This window comes from Pontibacter populi (assembly GCF_040278685.1).
GTDB classification, from domain to species: domain Bacteria; phylum Bacteroidota; class Bacteroidia; order Cytophagales; family Hymenobacteraceae; genus Pontibacter; species Pontibacter populi.
This window is the reverse complement of sequence record NZ_JBEOKT010000002.1, coordinates 191,815-208,848: the sequence shown is the minus strand read 5'-3', so window position 1 is coordinate 208,848 and position 17,034 is coordinate 191,815. Positions and strand designations below refer to the sequence as shown.

The window sequence follows — 17,034 nt, the reverse complement described above, 5'->3', positions numbered from 1 at the left end:
CGTCGTTTTGCAGGTTGCTATAGACTCTAACTATAGGACATATAAGTTCCCTCGGCTTTGCTCGAAATGACATAAGGGAAAACTATAGTTTAAGCCACATGACCTCTTACTTTTTCTTCTTCTCTTTCTCTACTTCATACTCCAACTCCCGCAAGGTATGTAACGATTCCATACGGTTGCGGGGTTTTTCATTTACAAGGTCCTTTTGCTGATTCTTTAGATCTGTTTCGTTTTGGGCATTTGGTTTTGTACCCATATGGTAAAGTTGCTCTTGCTGAGGCTGCTTGTTTTCGTCTGTTGATTCGGGTGCCCGAAGGATCGCTTCTTTAAGAGGTTTGTTCGCTTTCATAATAGAATAGGTTTGGCTTTAAGTTTTTATGTTTGCAAGGCTAGCTCGCGCTTTTTTTGTTCTTCTTTTATAAAGTTACTGACATAACTGGCCAGTTCGTCGGCGTTTTCTTCCTGTAAAAAATGCCCGCTTTCTTCAAAATGTATCACGTAACACTCATGGAAAAATTTCTTCCATTTTTGTAAGGCTTCAATTTTTACAAGTTTGTCCCGTTCCCCCCAGAGTATGAGGGTTGGTATGTCCTGTATGTTTTTGCGTTTTTGCCAGAGCTCTTCGTACCATTTACTTACACCTACCAACTCGCGGGCGCAGGCAAGAGACCGTACCTGTTGTTCGGGTGTTCCGAGGGCATTAATGTACTGATTCTGGATAGCCTCCGGTAGTTTCTGCGCATCACCAAAAAGCTCGTTTACCAAAGCCCCTGTCGAGAGATTTAATTTAGAATGCAGAAACTTGCCCAACGGTCCGACCAGGTATTTACTGGCTTTTGTAAAGGTGTTGTGTTTCGACAACGACCAGGTCCAGGTGTTAAGCATGACAATATTCCGGATATTCTGCGGATTATTAAGCGCATAGGCCAGCCCTACAGGTGCTCCGAAATCGTGAACTATCAGCGTTATATCCTTCAGCTGCAAATGTTCCATCAGTTTAGCAAAGTTCTCGGCATGTGCCCTGGGTTTGTAGCTAAAGTCTTCTGGTTTATCTGACAATCCGAAGCCAAGCATATCCATGGCTACGCAACGGTAATGTGGTCGCAAAAGCTTGATAAGGTTGCGATAAATAAAGGACCACGCCGGCGTACCATGCACCATTACAATTACCGGGCCTTCGCCTTCGTCTATGTAATGCATTCTTCCGCAGTCTAATTCCAAGTATTTAGATTCGAAAGGATATTCCTTAGTATCTAACCAGTCTGGTTTCATATAAAATCAGGGTGTTCTTACTAAGACTATACTTTGTTTCGGAAGGCAGGTTGTTAATATTAAGTAAAACGGGCTTACTTTTTAGGTTTGCGAAAGAGAATAAAGCTATCGACTAAACAGGAAAAGTCTAACTTTACAGACAGTATGTGTGGAATAACAGGAGTTTATGCATTTTCTGAGGCCGGCTCAGAAACTATAGCAAAATTGCAGAAAGCCAGCGAAGCAATTAAGCATCGTGGGCCTGATGCTTCTGGTACGTTCGTGCACAATAATGTGGCGATGGCGCACCGCCGACTAGCCATAATTGCTCCTGCTACAAATGCTGATCAGCCTTTTACAGATACTACAGGCAGGTATACTATAGTTTATAACGGAGAGGTTTTCAACTATAAAGCGCTTCAGGCAAAACTAACAGCTACAGGTGTGGAGTTTTATACAGGGTCTGATACGGAAGTAGTGCTGCAACTATACATAAAGTATGGGCCTGAGTGTTTGAAAAAGCTGCGCGGTTTCTTTGCCTTTGCCATTTACGATGCTGCAGAACAAAGCCTGTTCGTTGCCCGCGACCGTTTCGGCGAAAAGCCTTTACTGTACTATAAAGATGGCGATAAATTCCTGTTTGGCTCCGAGCCGAAAGCTTTACTGGAATTTGGCGTACCGCGTGAACTGGACTATACATCGCTTTACCAATACCTGCAACTGACCTATATTCCGGCACCGGCAACTATGCTGAAGGGTGTAAAAAAACTGCTTCCGGGGCATTACCTGATAGTTAAGCAAAACAAAGTTCATGATAGTAACTGGTATAAGCTTCCGTTTGATGGAGAAAAAGCGGCAACAAACCCCCTGAACTATAAGCAGCAGCAATCAAAATTACAAACCTTATTACAACAAGCAGTTACAGAACGGGTCGTGGCTGATGTCCCGGTAGGAGCTTTCCTGAGTGGCGGAATCGATTCATCTATAGTTGTAGCGCTGGCTTCACAGCAAATGCCGGGCTTGCAAACATTTTCGGTAGGGTTTCCGGAGCAACCTTTCTTTGATGAGACAGCCTATGCCCGTTTAGTTGCTGAAAAATATCAAACCAATCATTCAGAGCTACTCCTGACTAACCAGGATTTGTACAGTAATATTTTCGGGATGCTGGATGGACTTAGCGAGCCTTTTGCGGACTCTTCGGCGCTGGCAGTTTATAGTTTAAGCAAATATGCCGGCAAACAGGTAAAAGTAGCCTTGTCCGGGGATGGGGCCGATGAATTATTTGCGGGCTATAACAAGCATCGTGCGGAGTACCAGGCGCTCTCAAGTGGCACTGCAACGGGATTAATTAAAAAACTTGAATATTTATGGCAAAATCTGCCTAAATCCAGAAACTCTTTTGTTGCGAATAAAGTAAGACAGTTACATCGCTTTGCCTCAGGTGCAAAATTAGCGGCCGCTGACCGGTATTGGCTATGGGCAACTTGGCAAAACGAAGAACAGGCATTAGCCTTATTAAAACCTGAAAACAGAAGTAAAGCAGCTAACCGTTTATACACAGCCAGAAAAAGCAGACTATTAGACTGTTTAAACAGGAAACATTACGACCTGAACAGCGTATTGTGTGCCGATTGGCAACTTGTACTGGCAAACGACATGCTACCCAAAACGGATCTGATGGGGATGGCAAACGGCCTTGAGATCAGAAGTCCTTTTTTAGACCACCGGGTTGTGAAATTCGCATTTTCGCTGCCGGTATCGTCAAAAATAGGTGGTTCATATCAGAAAAAGATTCTGCAGGATTCATTCAGGCACATGCTGCCAGCCGAACTATACAAAAGGCCCAAAAAAGGATTTGAGGTACCGCTGTTATCGTTTCTGCAAACAGAAGGTGCAGGTTTGGTAAACGAATACCTGTCGGATGAACTGATAGAAGCACAGCAGATTTTTGATGTGGCTCAAATAAGAAAACTACGGCTAGCGTTTAAAGGTAATACTGCCGGAACATTGCAAACCCAGGTATGGATGCTGCTTGTTTTCCAGTACTGGTATAGAAACACATTTTTGACTATAAGTTAACACAAGAGAAAAGGATCATACTTCTATATAAAGTATAATTTAATAGATAATAGTATAAATTTGCATTTAGAATAATACAAAGCATATGAGAATAGCAGTAGTTGGCACGGGTTACGTGGGTCTGGTAACGGGCACATGTTTTTCGGAAGTAGGTATAGATGTTACCTGTATCGATATAGATACAAACAAGATAGAGAACTTAAAGAAAGGCATTCTGCCGATATACGAACCAGGCCTGGAAGAAATGGTAGCGCGCAATACGCAAAAGGAGCGCTTATCTTTCTCTACAGACCTGGCTACCAGCATCCAGGGTTGCGATGCCGCTTTTATAGCGGTAGGCACGCCTCCGGGCGAAGACGGCTCTGCTGACCTGAAATATGTACTGGCGGTGGCAAGAGCTATTGGTCAGAACATGAACGATTATATGGTGGTGGTAACCAAAAGCACCGTGCCGGTAGGTACTGCTAACAAGGTACGTAAGGCCATTGAAGAGGAATTAACTGCCCGTGGCGTGGATATTCCGTTTGATGTAGCCTCTAACCCGGAGTTCCTGAAAGAGGGGGCAGCTATTGAAGACTTCCTGAAGCCGGATAGAATTGTAGTGGGAGTTGCCTCTGAGAAAGCAGAAACGGTGATGACCAAACTATACAAGCCATTTTTGATGAACGGACACCCGCTTATCTTCATGGATATTCCTTCTGCAGAGATGACCAAGTATGCGGCCAATGCCATGCTGGCTACCAAGATCAGCTTCATGAACGACATTGCCAACCTGTGCGAGATCATGGGTGCGGATGTGAACATGGTGCGTAAAGGGATCGGTTCGGATGCCCGTATCGGTAACAAGTTCATCTACCCGGGTATTGGTTACGGTGGTTCATGCTTCCCGAAAGATGTGAAAGCGCTTATTCGTACGGCCAACGAAAATGGCTACGAGATGCGCGTATTGAAGTCGGTGGAAGAAGTGAACGAAAACCAGAAGTCAGTACTGTTCAACAAGATCAGCACGCACTTTAACGGTAACCTGGCAGGCAAAACATTTGCCATTTGGGGCCTTTCGTTCAAGCCAAAAACGGATGATATGCGCGAGGCACCGTCCTTGGTGATCATTAAAAAACTGCTGGAGCAGGGTGCACAAGTGAAAGCTTATGACCCGGTTGCCATGGAAGAAGCCAAGCACTCGCTGGGTGATACCATTCAGTATGGCAAAGACGAATACGAAACCCTGATTGATGCCGATGCATTGCTGTTGGTAACCGAATGGCCGGAGTTCCGCTCGCCAAACTTTACGGTGGCCAGCAAACTGATGAAAGACAAAGTAGTGTTTGACGGACGTAACATTTACGATGCCAAAGACCTAAACGAAAAAGGCTTTACCTACTATGGCATTGGCGTGAAGCAGCCAGTGGAACAAGAAAAAGCAACTGTGTAACCATGACTAAGAAACGAGTACTTATTACAGGAGGAGCCGGTTTTCTGGGCTCTCACCTTTGCGATAGATTTATAAAGGAAGGCTATCATGTTATTGCCATGGACAACCTGATTACAGGTAACCTGGAGAACATTGAGCACCTTTTCAAACTAAAAGATTTCGAATTTTACCACCACGATGTATCTAAGTTTGTGCACGTGCCGGGTAAGCTTGATTATATCCTGCACTTTGCATCGCCGGCCAGCCCGATCGATTACCTGAAGATACCTATCCAGACGCTGAAAGTTGGCTCGTTGGGTACGCATAACCTGCTTGGATTAGCAAAAAATAAAGGTGCGCGTATGCTTATTGCTTCTACCTCAGAAGTTTACGGCGATCCATTAGTGCACCCGCAGAATGAAGATTACTGGGGTAACGTGAACCCGGTTGGCCCACGTGGTTGCTATGACGAAGCCAAGCGTTTCCAGGAAGCTATGACAATGGCTTACCATATGCACCATGGTTTGGAGACACGTATAGTGCGCATCTTTAACACCTACGGTCCGCGTATGCGCCTCGATGATGGGCGTGTATTGCCTGCATTCTTAAGCCAGGCTTTGCGTGGTGAGCCGTTAAGTATTTTCGGCGATGGTTCGCAGACCCGTTCTTTCTGCTATGTAGATGATCTGGTAGAAGGGATTTACCGCCTGCTGCTTAGCGACTATGCGTTACCGGTTAACGTTGGTAACCCATCTGAGATAACTATAAAAGAGTTTGCTGAAGAGATCTGTAAACTTACAGGCGTGGAACTGAAAGTAGAATATCAGCCATTGCCACAGGACGATCCGCAGAAACGCCAGCCAGACATTACCCGTGCCAAGGAAATACTTGGTTGGGAACCTCAGGTAGATCGCGCTGAAGGCCTAAAGAGAACACTGGAGTATTTTAAAGATAAGATACAGGTGCCTGCTGAAACAGCATAAAACTCCTAAATTTTAAAAAACAAAAGTGGCTTCAAACTATAGTTTGAAGCCACTTTTGTTTTATAGTTCGTCGCTCAGTAAAATATCCCTCAACCTCTCACCCGCCTTACCATCGAATTTATAAAGCCAATCCTGTTCAAACTTCTTTTTGTTGGGTAGCTGCTGTTGGTGAAGTTGTTCTATGTTTTCGAAAGCTGCCGGCAGGTCATCTAAACTATAGACAGGGTGCGCTACACCAGCATCCACAAAAGATTTCGACACATCCAGCTTTCCGGCAGGGTGGTTTTCAAGAGTAATAAGCGTGGTGTGTTTAAAAGCAGCAAAGGGCATCAGGTAGGTGGAGTAAAAGCCTATAACTATAGGGATGTTTCCACAAGCTTTAAGTAACTGACTATCATTAATGATCTCTACAGTATGAATGCTCTCCCAAATAGAACCATCCTGTTTTGGATGTAATTTTACATAAAGTTTATAGTTATGCTCTTGAGCTATAGTTGCTAAAGCTCTGGCAAAATCATTTTTATACTCAGAAGACCATTGCAACAGATGTTTCTCCGCTAAAGGTTGATCTATAAAAAGAATAGAGCGCTCAGGTATCGATGAGTTTACTTTAGCTAATTTATCAAAATATGGTACACCAATAAAGTGAGCTTTTTGATTTTTCGGGAGATGGTCGTACCGCTGATGAGCCTGATAGACTTTGGGACTAAACGTTATGTAACAATTTGCAATTCGCTTAGGTGATGCTACTATCTTAAAAGTTTCAAGATAATTATGCTTGCCCCGAACCGAAATGTATTCTTTTGCGAAAGCAGCATCTTCTTTAGAAAACTTCTGAATACTATTCTTTAAAAACAGTCTGGCTTTTATCCGGTCTCCCAGGTTGTAAAGTAATGCTCTGAATCTATTGGATGACTTGCTATATAGTTGTGGACTTATAGTTGCATCATAAGCTATCCCATAATCAGCGCGCATGCCATGTTCCAGGTGATAAGTAAATATACCGGCCGCCTTACAGGCCATATTCAATATAACAGCATGGTAAGTATCGATGTATAAGAAAAGCACTTTGTGCGGGGCTAGTGCTTTCAGTAAGTCTTGGGCACTTCTGTAATCTGACCAGTAAATAGCCCGTCCATAGTTTAGGTACGAATTATTTTCCTCTTCAACAGGAGAAGCAAAATATAAAAACCAAAACTCGCAGGCATCCCCAGCCTTATCCAGCATACTGAGATAATCTGTTCTGCAATAATCGCCGATAAATAGTATTTTTGGCTTGTCCACCTTTACATGTAATTGCGAAGAGGTAATTTACTATCAGCAAAGTTAACTTGAAAGCTACTGTACTACATATTATTGAATCGCTTGTAATGGGCGGCGCAGAGGTGCTGTTAACTGAATCGTTAAAAGGATTTTCTGATCAATACAGGCATGTTGTAGTATATATGCGGCCACCTGTGACCTTATTGCCCGAAGTTAAAGCTGATAAGATTTATTGCCTTAACTATTCAGGAAAGTATAGCCTGCTTAAATGCGCATACAGATTAAAACAGATCATAAAGAAGGAGAAAATTGATCTTATTCATGCGCACCATTACTGGCCAACTCTAGTTTCACGGCTGGCTAAACATAAGAATATACCTTTAATTTTTACTGTTCATAACGCTCTGAGTAAAGATGCTTTTGAACTTAACCGATTGAGTTATTATGCTGAGAAACTAACTTATAGTGGAAATAACCATGTTGTTTTCGTTTCCGAAGCTGTATACAAGGATTATGATAGAACTATAGGAGTAAAGGGTAAAGCAGATGTTATATACAACTTTGTTTCAGACCAGTTTTATGATGCCGACTTCGAAAAAACAGAGAGTCAGGTTGCTATTCCATTCCGCCTGGTTGCAGTAGCCACCTTAAAGGACCAAAAGAATTACCCGCTGCTGTTAGCTGCGATGGAACTATTGAAAGATGATGCTATACACCTGGATATTATCGGAAGCGGACCGTTATGGAGTGAGTTGCAGAACATGATAGCCACAGATGGACTAGAGAAGGTTAAACTCAAAGGTGAGCAAAGCAGTGTACATAAGTTGCTACATCAGTATGATGGGTTTATTCAAGCCTCATCTCATGAGGGCTTCGGTATTGCGATGGTTGAAGCTATGGCGATCGGTTTGCCTTGTATCTTGTCTGATATAGAAACGCATAAAGAGATAACTGCAGGTAATGCCTTATTTTTTGATCCGAAATCACCAGAAGAATGTGCAGCCAAGATAAAGGTTTTAAGAGATAACCTGGATTTAAGGAATACGCTAATGGGAGCAGGAAAGGTGAGAGCTAGGGCATTCCGGAAGCAGGTTTATCTGGATGAAATAGAAGCGTTATACCAACAATACCTTACCTAACATCGTGGTTATAGTTTTTCTTTGTCGCTGGAGATTAGATGATGGACTTACTGTTTCTACAGTGATGCCACATATAAAGGCTTTGGTTGAGTTTGAGCAGGTTAAAAAGATTATACTTATAACACTGGAAGAGAAAACAAACCTGGAGGATGGTACAAGTATTATTACAGATCTTCCTAAAGTAAAGTGGTTCCCATTTACGGCATCAAACTATAAGGTCAGGTTACTTAACCAGATAGGCGATTATAGAAATGGTTGTAAAAAGCTGCAGCATGTTATTGCAGCTGAGAATGCAGATGCAGTGATCGCGCATGGCGCACCTGCCGGAACTATAGTCCATAAGGCTACCAAAAGATCAGACGTTCCTTATTTTGTATCGTTGTTTGAACCCCACGCCGACTATATGCTGGAATCTGGTGTTTGGAATAAGTGTGGCCTGAGATACATGATGCAGAAGCGTTGGGAAGAACATCAGAAGAATGCAGCTGGTTTGATGCCGGTTGCAGAAGGTTATAAACAAAAGCTGTTAACCGAAGGTGTACCAGGAAATAAAGTAATAGCAGTGCCATGTTCCGTAGATGCCGATCATTTCAGGTTTGATGCTGCTGGCAGAACCAAAATGCGCCGGAAACTTAGATGGGAGAAGGCAACTATAGGCATCTACGTCGGCAAGTTTGGCGGACTATACTATAACGAGGAAGCTTTTCAGATCTATCAGCAGTGCTTTAGGTTAATCCCTGACTTCAGGCTGATCATACTTTCGCCACAACCCAAAGAGGAAATTAAGCAACAATTAAGTATTTATAAGATGGATCTGGGTAACGTATATGTGGCTTCGGTACCACATGAGCAGGTGCCAATATTCCTTTCTGCTTCTGATTTTGCGTTGGCCACTTACAAAGCTGGACCTTCCAAGAAATACCTTTCTCCCGTAAAAATCGGCGAATATTGGGCAAATGGCTTACCTGTACTGTTAACCGAAGGCGTAGGCGACGACAGTGATATCATTAAAAATGAAGGAGGCGGAGCGCTTTTTAACTTACAACAAACTGGAAGTTTGGAAAAGGCTATTGAGCAGATCCAAACTATAGTTCGCAATCCAAAACACCGATACGAGATTCCAAAGCTGGCGCTTGAATACAGATCACCGGAGAAGATCAGGGAAGCTTATGAATACTTCTTTGCCCAACTAGCTAATAGCGAACTATGAAGATCTTATTTGTAGTTCCTTACCCGGTAAGTAAAGCTGCATCGCAGCGGTACAGAGTAGAGCAGTGGCTACCCGTGCTGCAGGAGCAAACTATAAACTACAAACTCGCCCCTTTCTGGGATACTGCCACCTGGGCCATACTTTACAGAAAAGGCTATAGTCTACAGAAGTTATCCGGCTTAGTAAAGGGCATGTTCAAAAGACTGTTCCTGTTAGCCCAACTGCCGGCTTACGACTACATCTTCATTCACCGCGAAGCCACGCCTGTAGGACCTCCCTGGTTTGAATGGGTGGCAGCAAAAGTATTCCGTAAAAAGATCATCTTCGATTTTGATGATGCGATCTGGATGCCGAATACGACGGAAGATAACAGCATGGCATCGAACTATAAATGGCATCAGAAAACGGCTCAGATTATTAAGTGGAGCTATAAGGTTAGCGCCGGGAATCATTATCTACAGCAATATGCGCTTAATTATGACGCAAATGCTGTTTATCTACCAACCGTATTAAACACAACTATAAACTATAACCGGGTTAAAGAACAGCAAACGGAGCGGGTAACTATAGGCTGGATCGGGTCGCATTCTACGTTGCCTTATTTAAAGCTGATAGAGCCGGTATTGCAGCAGCTTGAGCAAAACTATAGTTTCGATTTTATAGTTGTAGCTGATCGCAAACCTGACTTAAATCTAAGATCGCTGAATTTTATAGTTTGGAGTGCAGATACAGAGATTGAAAGTTTGCTGAAGTTTAATATTGGCGTAATGCCGCTACCTAATACCGAATGGGCAAAAGGGAAGTGTGCTTTTAAAGCGCTGCAATATATGGCCTTGGGTATTCCGGTTGTGGTTTCGGAGGTTGGTGCAAATGTGGTGGCTGTGCCTGATGGTTTAGCTGGTTTTACTTGTAATACTCCTCAGGAATGGTACCAAAAGCTGGAACTGTTACTACAAGATGCCGATCTGAGAGCTAAATTTGGTCATACAGGTAAACTATGGGTTGCACAGACATACTCAATGTCTGCGCGTCAGCAAAATTTCTTAAATCTGTTTACTTAACCTTTTTGTTTGCTTTCAGGAAAGTACGGGCCTCTTTAAAGGCAGCTGATTTTTTCTCGGTATTATTGATAACAATGGTATAGTAGCGCTTTGCCTTCGATTTATCTTTTAACTGATCGCTGATACGGGCCAGGTTCAGGTAAGAATTCACAAAGTATCCCGAATCACGTTCGTTGCTCATCTCTGCATACATAATCGCATCCTGATAATATTGCTTTGCTTTTTCGAGGTCGCGGTATTTGTTCTGGTTAACGTAGGCCAAAATGTAAGATGCATAACGACCACTTACAGCCTCGTAGCCCGGCATTTTCTGGTCTAGCTTATGCAAAATATCCAACGATACGCGCTCAGCCATCGAGAAATGACCCTGTACAAACAATAACCTGGCATAAAAACGCTGGAAATAAGCATTGTCAGGATATTTGGAAACTAATGTTTGCACTAGCTTCATCGACTCTTCCATGTTACCTTCTTCGTTGGCATAAATCTTCATCAGAAAGAACTTAGCCTCGGTAGCGGTATAAAACCCATTGTTGGCAACATGGCGCAATTGTTTTAAACCCAGGCGTTTATCGCCATCCGGGAAAAACACTAGCACAGGGCGCAGCATTTTATAGTTCTCGTGTATCCAGACAGCATAGTAATTGAACAATGCCTCCCCGAACAGGAACTCAGGGCTCAGGCCATTACCGGCTTTGGCAATTTCCATGTACTCCAGGGCGTTTTTGCTGTGCACGGTAGCTTTGCGCCAGTTGCTGCGCTCGGAATGCAGGCGACCCGCAAAACCATGCGCTGCTGCCATAAAGAAAGCCGCTTCGGTGTTATTCTCGTTTCTGTCGTATAGTTCTTCTGCTTTTTCTATGGTGGTATCCATATAAGCAAAGAACAGTTTATCGTATTGGTGTGTCTGTATGTTGGTAGGTACTATTTTCCACCACTGGCTCAGGCCCATCAGGAAATAGGGTAGCGGATGCTCCGGGTAACGGCGACGAAGTGATTTGAACTGCTTTTCGGCACGTTCAAATTTAAAGTTGTACATGTTGTCAACAGCACCCTCCAGTTCATACTGCACATCTTTGTTAAGCAGCAGCATGCCTTTTACCTTCACAGCAGTAGGAATTACATCTACTGTACCAATATTAATCTGGCGCATGGCAGTAGTATCACCCGTAGTTTCCTGGGTCTGTGCCGAAGCCAGAACAGGTAAAAATAAACCGAAGGCGATGTATAAAAACTTCTTCATGTGAAATTGTAAAATTCTATTCTAAGGTGCGCCATTTACTACCGCAGCAAGATAGGAAATGAAAGTACAACTTTTATACTAATTTTGAGTCTGGACCCAAAACTACAAACATGCAGCTCCTGAAACAACTCTGTCAGATACATGCTCCGTCAGGCAACGAAAAAAATATGACTGACTTCCTGCTAAACTATATCGAAACACATAAAGTTCAGTGGAAGGTACAACCCGTTATAGTAAATAACGAAGATTTCCAGGATTGTATTTTGTTGGTTTTTGGGAAACCTAATGCCGCCGTTTTTGCCCACATGGATTCTATAGGATATACCGTGCGTTACGGCCATCAGTTGGTGCCCATAGGTGGGCCAGCCTCTAAAACGGGTTACAAGTTAACAGGCTCCGATAGCCAGGGAGAAATTAATTGTACTTTAAAATATGATGAAGAGGAAGGTGAACTAAGTTATGAGTATCACCGGGAGATAGAGCGCGGTACCGAACTGGTTTTTGCCTGCGATTTCAGGGAGACTGAAGAAACGGTGCAGAGCTGCTACATGGATAACCGACTGGGTGTATGGGCTGCTTTAAAACTGGCTGAGACCTTAGAGAATGGCATTATAGCTTTTAGCTGCTGGGAAGAACACGGCGGCGGGTCGGTAGCTTACCTGGCCAAGTATATTTACGAACATTACCATGTACGGCAGGCTTTAATTGCAGACATTACCTGGGTTACAGAAGGCGTGCAGCCAGGCAAAGGTGTAGTAGTTTCCATGCGCGACAGCCTGATCCCTCGGCGCTCGTATGTGCAGAAGATCATCAACATCGCAAAAGAATCGGGAGTACCTTACCAACTGGAAGTGGAAGGGGCTGGCGGCAGCGATGCCAAAGAACTGCAAAAAGCCGCTTACCCCTGGGACTGGTGCTTTGTTGGCGCCCCCGAAGACAATGTACACACCCCCGACGAGATCGTAAACAAAAAGGACATTGACAGCATGGTGAAACTATACCAGGCGCTGATGGAGAAACTATAGTTAGTTAGAGAGTTTATGAAAGGTGAGCTAAAAGAATACCTGGACTACTGTATTGGTAAATATTTTTACCAACTACTGGAGAAGTATGAGTTCAAGTTAACTGATCAGAAAATGTCAACTATAGCTGCTTCAAATACCTTCATCAATGATACACTGATTCTGAAAATAGTGAATGACAGAGGCGTTATCGAAACACAAATTGCATCTATTTGCAGCAATACTTATTGGAGTTTTGATCTGGTAAATGCTTTGATTACCCAAAAAGAAGAAGTGAAGAGCATCAGTAAGTCTAATGTTCTAAAACGACTCTCTTTAAGCGAAGTAGCAAAATTGATGCATTCGAAAATGGATACTATTACTAAGCTATTTGATAAAGGAAATCTTGTACAGACAGAAAATGCTTTGTTTGAAATTGGTGAATAATGAGCAAATATAATTTTGGCAAAAAGTCAAAATAAGTATCTTTAGATTGATTTATAACCTGAACTATAAACTATAAAAGCGCAGCCCAAAACTGCGCTTTTTTGCTTTTAAACTATAGTTTGGCGTATCCATGCAAACTATAGTTCCAACCTGTTCAGAATAAGAAGTATAGCTACTGGCTCATTAAACCGCTTTCCTTTAAAAATATTTGGAATATTAGAGGCAAAATCATTTCTTTAATAGCTATATTCAAATATTCTTTAACCTTAACACTCTTAAACCTTTTAAATGGAAAATATTCTTTACGCAATTCCGGGTCTCGGACTGGCAGCGCTGATTTACACCTTCATAAGGTCAGCCTGGGTGACGAAGCAGCCTGCAGGCAATGAGCGGATGACCGAGATAGCACGCCACATTGCAGATGGCGCTATGGCTTTCTTAAAAGCAGAGTACAAAGTGCTCTTTTATTTTGTAGTGATCGCAAGTATATTTTTAGGCTATCTGGGTTATTCCGGTGAAAATTCGCACTGGTCCATCGTGATAGCCTTTATAATTGGTGCTGTTTTCTCAGCTACGGCTGGTTTTATTGGTATGCGTATCGCTACCAAAGCAAACGTGCGTACCGCCGAAGCAGCAAGAACAAGCCTTTCTAAGGCCCTTAACGTTTCGTTTGCAGGTGGTTCTGTAATGGGTATGGGTGTGGCTGGTCTGGCTGTGCTGGGTCTTGGCTCCCTGTTTATAGTGCTGTATTATATTTTCGTGCATAGCGTAGGTGGCAATGTAAACGGCCATGAAATGGAAGTTGCCTTGGAAGTTTTGACAGGTTTCTCACTGGGTGCTGAAAGTATTGCCCTGTTTGCCCGTGTGGGTGGCGGTATCTATACCAAAGCTGCCGACGTAGGCGCTGACCTTGTAGGTAAAGTAGAAGCCGGCATCCCGGAAGATGATCCGCGTAACCCTGCAACTATAGCCGATAACGTAGGCGATAACGTGGGTGACGTAGCCGGTATGGGCGCCGACTTATTCGGTTCTTATGTGGCAACTATACTTGCCACGATGGTACTTGGCCGCGAGGTAATAGCGCAGGATAATTTCGGTGGCTTATCGCCGGTTATCCTTCCAATGCTGATCGCTGGTCTGGGTATTGTTTTCTCCCTGATCGGTATGCTGTTTATCCGTGTAAAGGAAGGTGGTGATGTACAGGCTGCCCTTAACCTTGGTAACTGGATCTCTGTATTCCTGACTGCTGTTGGTTCTTACTTTGTGATCCACTGGATGCTACCGGAGCAGATGAACCTGCGTAATTTTGATTTCTCTGCAAACGATGTGTTCCTGGCAGTTATAGTTGGTCTGGTGGTAGGTACGCTTATGAGTATCATCACGGAGTACTACACCGCAATGGGCAAAGGTCCGGTTAACTCTATTGTGCAGCAATCTTCTACGGGCCATGCTACTAACATTATTGCTGGTCTGGCAGTGGGTATGCACTCTACAGTATTGCCAATTATAGTTCTGGCAGCAGGTATAGTTCTTTCGTATGCAGCAGCTGGTTTATACGGTGTGGCGATAGCTGCCGCAGGTATGATGGCGACAACCGCTATGCAGTTGGCTATAGATGCATTCGGTCCGATTGCGGATAACGCAGGCGGTATTGCTGAAATGAGCGAACTGCCGAAAGAAGTACGTGGTAGAACAGACATCCTGGATGCTGTTGGTAACACAACTGCTGCAACCGGTAAAGGCTTCGCTATTGCTTCAGCAGCTCTAACTTCTCTTGCCCTGTTTGCAGCCTTCGTTGGTATTGCAGGCATCGACTCTATTGACCTTTACAAAGCACCTGTTTTAGCTGGTCTGTTCATTGGTGCCATGATTCCGTTTATCTTCTCAGCGCTTTGTATAGCAGCGGTAGGTAGAGCAGCAATGGCGATGGTGCACGAAGTTCGTCGTCAATTCCGTGAAATTCCGGGTATTATGGAAGGTACTGGCCAACCAGAATACGAAAAATGCGTGGCGATCTCTACAAAAGCAGCTATCCGCGAAATGATGTTGCCAGGCGCTATTGCCCTTATTGTTCCGCTTATAGTTGGTTTCGGTTTGAAAGGTGTATTTGAAGATACGCCATCTGCTGAGATCCTTGGTGGTTTACTTGCTGGTGTTACCGTTTCTGGTGTACTGATGGCTATGTTCCAGTCTAACGCCGGTGGCGCCTGGGATAACGCAAAGAAATCATTCGAGAAAGGTGTAATGATCAATGGTGTGATGGAGTACAAGGGCTCTGAGCCGCACAAAGCATCTGTAACCGGTGATACCGTTGGTGATCCGTTCAAAGATACGTCTGGACCGTCTATGAACATCCTGATCAAGCTGATGTCGATCGTGTCGTTGGTAATAGCACCACACATTGCATTAGACCAGACTCCGGCCATACCGGAAGAGCCGAAACTGACACCTGAAGAAGTGAAAGTAACTCCGGCAGCAGAGCAAACTATAAATGCTGAAAATACAGTAACTATAGCTGGCATTGCTGCAAAGTAACCTCAACTATACATATAAGTATAAAGAAGCCCGGCCTTTGCGTCGGGCTTCTTTTTTTATCATATACTAAAATGCTACCTTTGTGTAACTCACCAATACCCGAACTATGAATCCCCGGACGATTACGCTGCACGACTGCGACTTTAGCACTTACCTGTACGAAGAAGAGATAATAGCCCGTATAGCCATGCTGGCTGAGCAAATAAACAAGGATTACGAAGGTAAAAACCCGCTTTTCCTGGCTGTGCTCAACGGTTCGTTCATGTTTGCGTCTGACCTCATGAAGCGGGTAACTATACCTTGCGAGATCGCTTTTATCCGCTTGTCGTCATACAGGGACATGGAAAGTACCGGTAGTGTGAAAGAGGTTTTAGGTCTTACTGAAAATGTGGAAGGCCGCCATGTAGTGGTGCTGGAAGATATAGTGGATACAGGCCATACAGTTCATAATCTGGTAAATCAGCTACAGGCCAAAACCCCGGCTTCGGTAGAGATAGCATCGCTGTTATTAAAGCCGGATTGCCTGCAGCACCAGTTACATGTAAAGTATGTAGCTAAGTCTATCCCCAACGATTTTGTAGTTGGTTACGGGCTGGACTATAACGGCCTGGGCCGCAACCTGCGCGATATCTACAAGATCGTGTCCTAAAAGATTTATTCTTAATAAATTATAGTTGCAGCGGATTGGAGTGAAGCGCTGTCTAAAAAAATAAGCACTTCAGGAATTTTATACCTATTTTTGCCTTTTATTATAACGAAAGATATGCTTAACATCGTTTTGTTCGGTCCTCCAGGTGCTGGGAAAGGCACGCAAAGTCAGAAGCTGATCGATAAATATAACCTCATCCATCTATCAACCGGCGACCTGTTACGCTCTGAAATAGCGGCGGGCACAGAGCTGGGCCTGAAAGCCAAATCTTTAATGGACAATGGCCTGCTTGTTCCGGATGAAGTTGTGATCGGAATGATCTCCAACAAAGTACAGGAGAACAGAAATGCCGGCGGCTTTATTTTCGATGGTTTTCCGAGAACAGTGCCACAGGCGCAAGGACTGGATAAACTGCTTTTAGAGCATGGCACTGAAATTTCGTGCATGATAGCCCTGAAAGTGGACGATGAAGAACTGACAAAGCGTTTATTGCTTCGTGGCAAAACATCGGGTCGCCCCGACGACCAGAATGAAGAACTGATCCGCAAGCGCGTGGATGAGTACAACACCAAAACTACTCCTGTTGCTGATTACTATTCAGGGCAGGACAAGTATTTTGCAGTAGATGGTATTGGCGAGATCGAAGAGATCTTTGCGTCTATCTGCGAGCAGATAGATTCTCTGAAAGCGGAGAAAGAAGAGAAGAAAGAAGAGAAGAAAGAAGAGAAGTAAGCATTTACCGGGCTCCGGCCCACACTACTA

15 protein-coding genes are annotated in these 17,034 nt (G+C 43.8%); 11 read left to right on the top strand and 4 right to left on the bottom strand.

Translation table 11 applies throughout. The features are described from left to right. Positions 1–106: 106 nt before the first annotated feature. Together ABS362_RS02760 and ABS362_RS02755 are read right to left on the bottom strand one after the other, a co-directional pair. Positions 107–349, bottom strand: coding sequence for a hypothetical protein (locus ABS362_RS02760; protein WP_350410755.1), 243 nt, complete (start codon positions 347–349; stop codon positions 107–109). Between the two features lie 26 nt (positions 350–375). Continuing rightward, the gene (locus ABS362_RS02755) at positions 376–1,200 is read right to left on the bottom strand and encodes an alpha/beta fold hydrolase (protein ID WP_350410754.1); all 825 of its coding nucleotides are present in this window, start codon (positions 1,198–1,200) and stop codon (positions 376–378) included. Positions 1,201–1,416: 216 nt separating this feature from the next. Here ABS362_RS02755 and asnB point away from each other — a divergent pair, with 216 nt between their 5' ends. The 3 genes from asnB (at position 1,417) to ABS362_RS02740 (ending at position 5,724) form a co-directional block, all read left to right on the top strand. Then, entirely contained in the window at positions 1,417–3,330 is a 1,914-nt protein-coding gene (gene asnB / locus ABS362_RS02750) for an asparagine synthase (glutamine-hydrolyzing) (RefSeq protein WP_350410753.1), read from the top strand. Between the two features lie 85 nt (positions 3,331–3,415). After that, entirely contained in the window at positions 3,416–4,762 is a 1,347-nt protein-coding gene (locus ABS362_RS02745) for a UDP-glucose dehydrogenase family protein (protein ID WP_350410751.1), read from the top strand. A 2-nt stretch (positions 4,763–4,764) separates the two neighbouring features. Continuing rightward, positions 4,765–5,724, top strand: a complete 960-nt coding sequence (locus tag ABS362_RS02740; protein ID WP_350410750.1) for a UDP-glucuronic acid decarboxylase family protein — start codon at positions 4,765–4,767, stop codon at positions 5,722–5,724. 60 nt (positions 5,725–5,784) lie between these two features. Here the strand turns inward: ABS362_RS02740 and ABS362_RS02735 are convergent, their stop codons facing one another. Next, a complete protein-coding gene (locus ABS362_RS02735) occupies positions 5,785–7,008 on the bottom strand; it encodes a polysialyltransferase family glycosyltransferase (protein WP_350410749.1) in 1,224 nt (407 codons plus the stop codon). 47 nt (positions 7,009–7,055) lie between these two features. On the opposite strand from ABS362_RS02735, the gene ABS362_RS02730 reads away from it, so the two are divergent. From ABS362_RS02730 to ABS362_RS02720, 3 genes are all read left to right on the top strand, one after another. Further along, a complete protein-coding gene (locus tag ABS362_RS02730) occupies positions 7,056–8,126 on the top strand; it encodes a glycosyltransferase (protein ID WP_350410748.1) in 1,071 nt (356 codons plus the stop codon). Between the two features lie 64 nt (positions 8,127–8,190). Beyond that, positions 8,191–9,336, top strand: coding sequence for a glycosyltransferase family protein (locus tag ABS362_RS02725; RefSeq protein WP_350410747.1), 1,146 nt, complete (start codon positions 8,191–8,193; stop codon positions 9,334–9,336). Beyond that, positions 9,333–10,397, top strand: a complete 1,065-nt coding sequence (locus tag ABS362_RS02720; protein ID WP_350410746.1) for a glycosyltransferase — start codon at positions 9,333–9,335, stop codon at positions 10,395–10,397. Before ABS362_RS02725 ends, ABS362_RS02720 begins: the two co-directional genes overlap by 4 nt. On the opposite strand, the gene ABS362_RS02715 is transcribed toward ABS362_RS02720, so the two are convergent. Beyond that, positions 10,390–11,640: a tetratricopeptide repeat protein gene (locus ABS362_RS02715; protein WP_350410745.1), complete on the bottom strand. Its 1,251-nt coding sequence runs from the start codon at positions 11,638–11,640 to the stop codon at positions 10,390–10,392. The two genes, ABS362_RS02720 and ABS362_RS02715, sit on opposite strands and share 8 nt — an antisense overlap. 110 nt (positions 11,641–11,750) lie before the next feature. Between ABS362_RS02715 and ABS362_RS02710 the strand changes: the two genes are divergently transcribed. From ABS362_RS02710 to ABS362_RS02690, 5 genes are all read left to right on the top strand, one after another. Then, complete coding sequence (locus ABS362_RS02710; protein ID WP_350410744.1) at positions 11,751–12,665, top strand: M20/M25/M40 family metallo-hydrolase; 915 nt, start codon at positions 11,751–11,753, stop codon at positions 12,663–12,665. Positions 12,666–12,680: 15 nt separating this feature from the next. Further along, on the top strand, positions 12,681–13,088 hold the full coding sequence (locus ABS362_RS02705) for a hypothetical protein (RefSeq protein ID WP_350410743.1): 408 nt from the start codon (positions 12,681–12,683) through the stop codon (positions 13,086–13,088). A 288-nt stretch (positions 13,089–13,376) separates the two neighbouring features. Continuing rightward, a complete protein-coding gene (locus ABS362_RS02700; protein WP_350410742.1) occupies positions 13,377–15,623 on the top strand; it encodes a sodium-translocating pyrophosphatase in 2,247 nt (748 codons plus the stop codon). A 106-nt stretch (positions 15,624–15,729) separates the two neighbouring features. Further along, a complete protein-coding gene (gene hpt, locus ABS362_RS02695) occupies positions 15,730–16,272 on the top strand; it encodes a hypoxanthine phosphoribosyltransferase (protein WP_350410741.1) in 543 nt (180 codons plus the stop codon). 114 nt (positions 16,273–16,386) lie between these two features. Beyond that, complete coding sequence (locus ABS362_RS02690; protein WP_350410740.1) at positions 16,387–17,004, top strand: adenylate kinase; 618 nt, start codon at positions 16,387–16,389, stop codon at positions 17,002–17,004. Positions 17,005–17,034 lie beyond the last annotated feature (30 nt).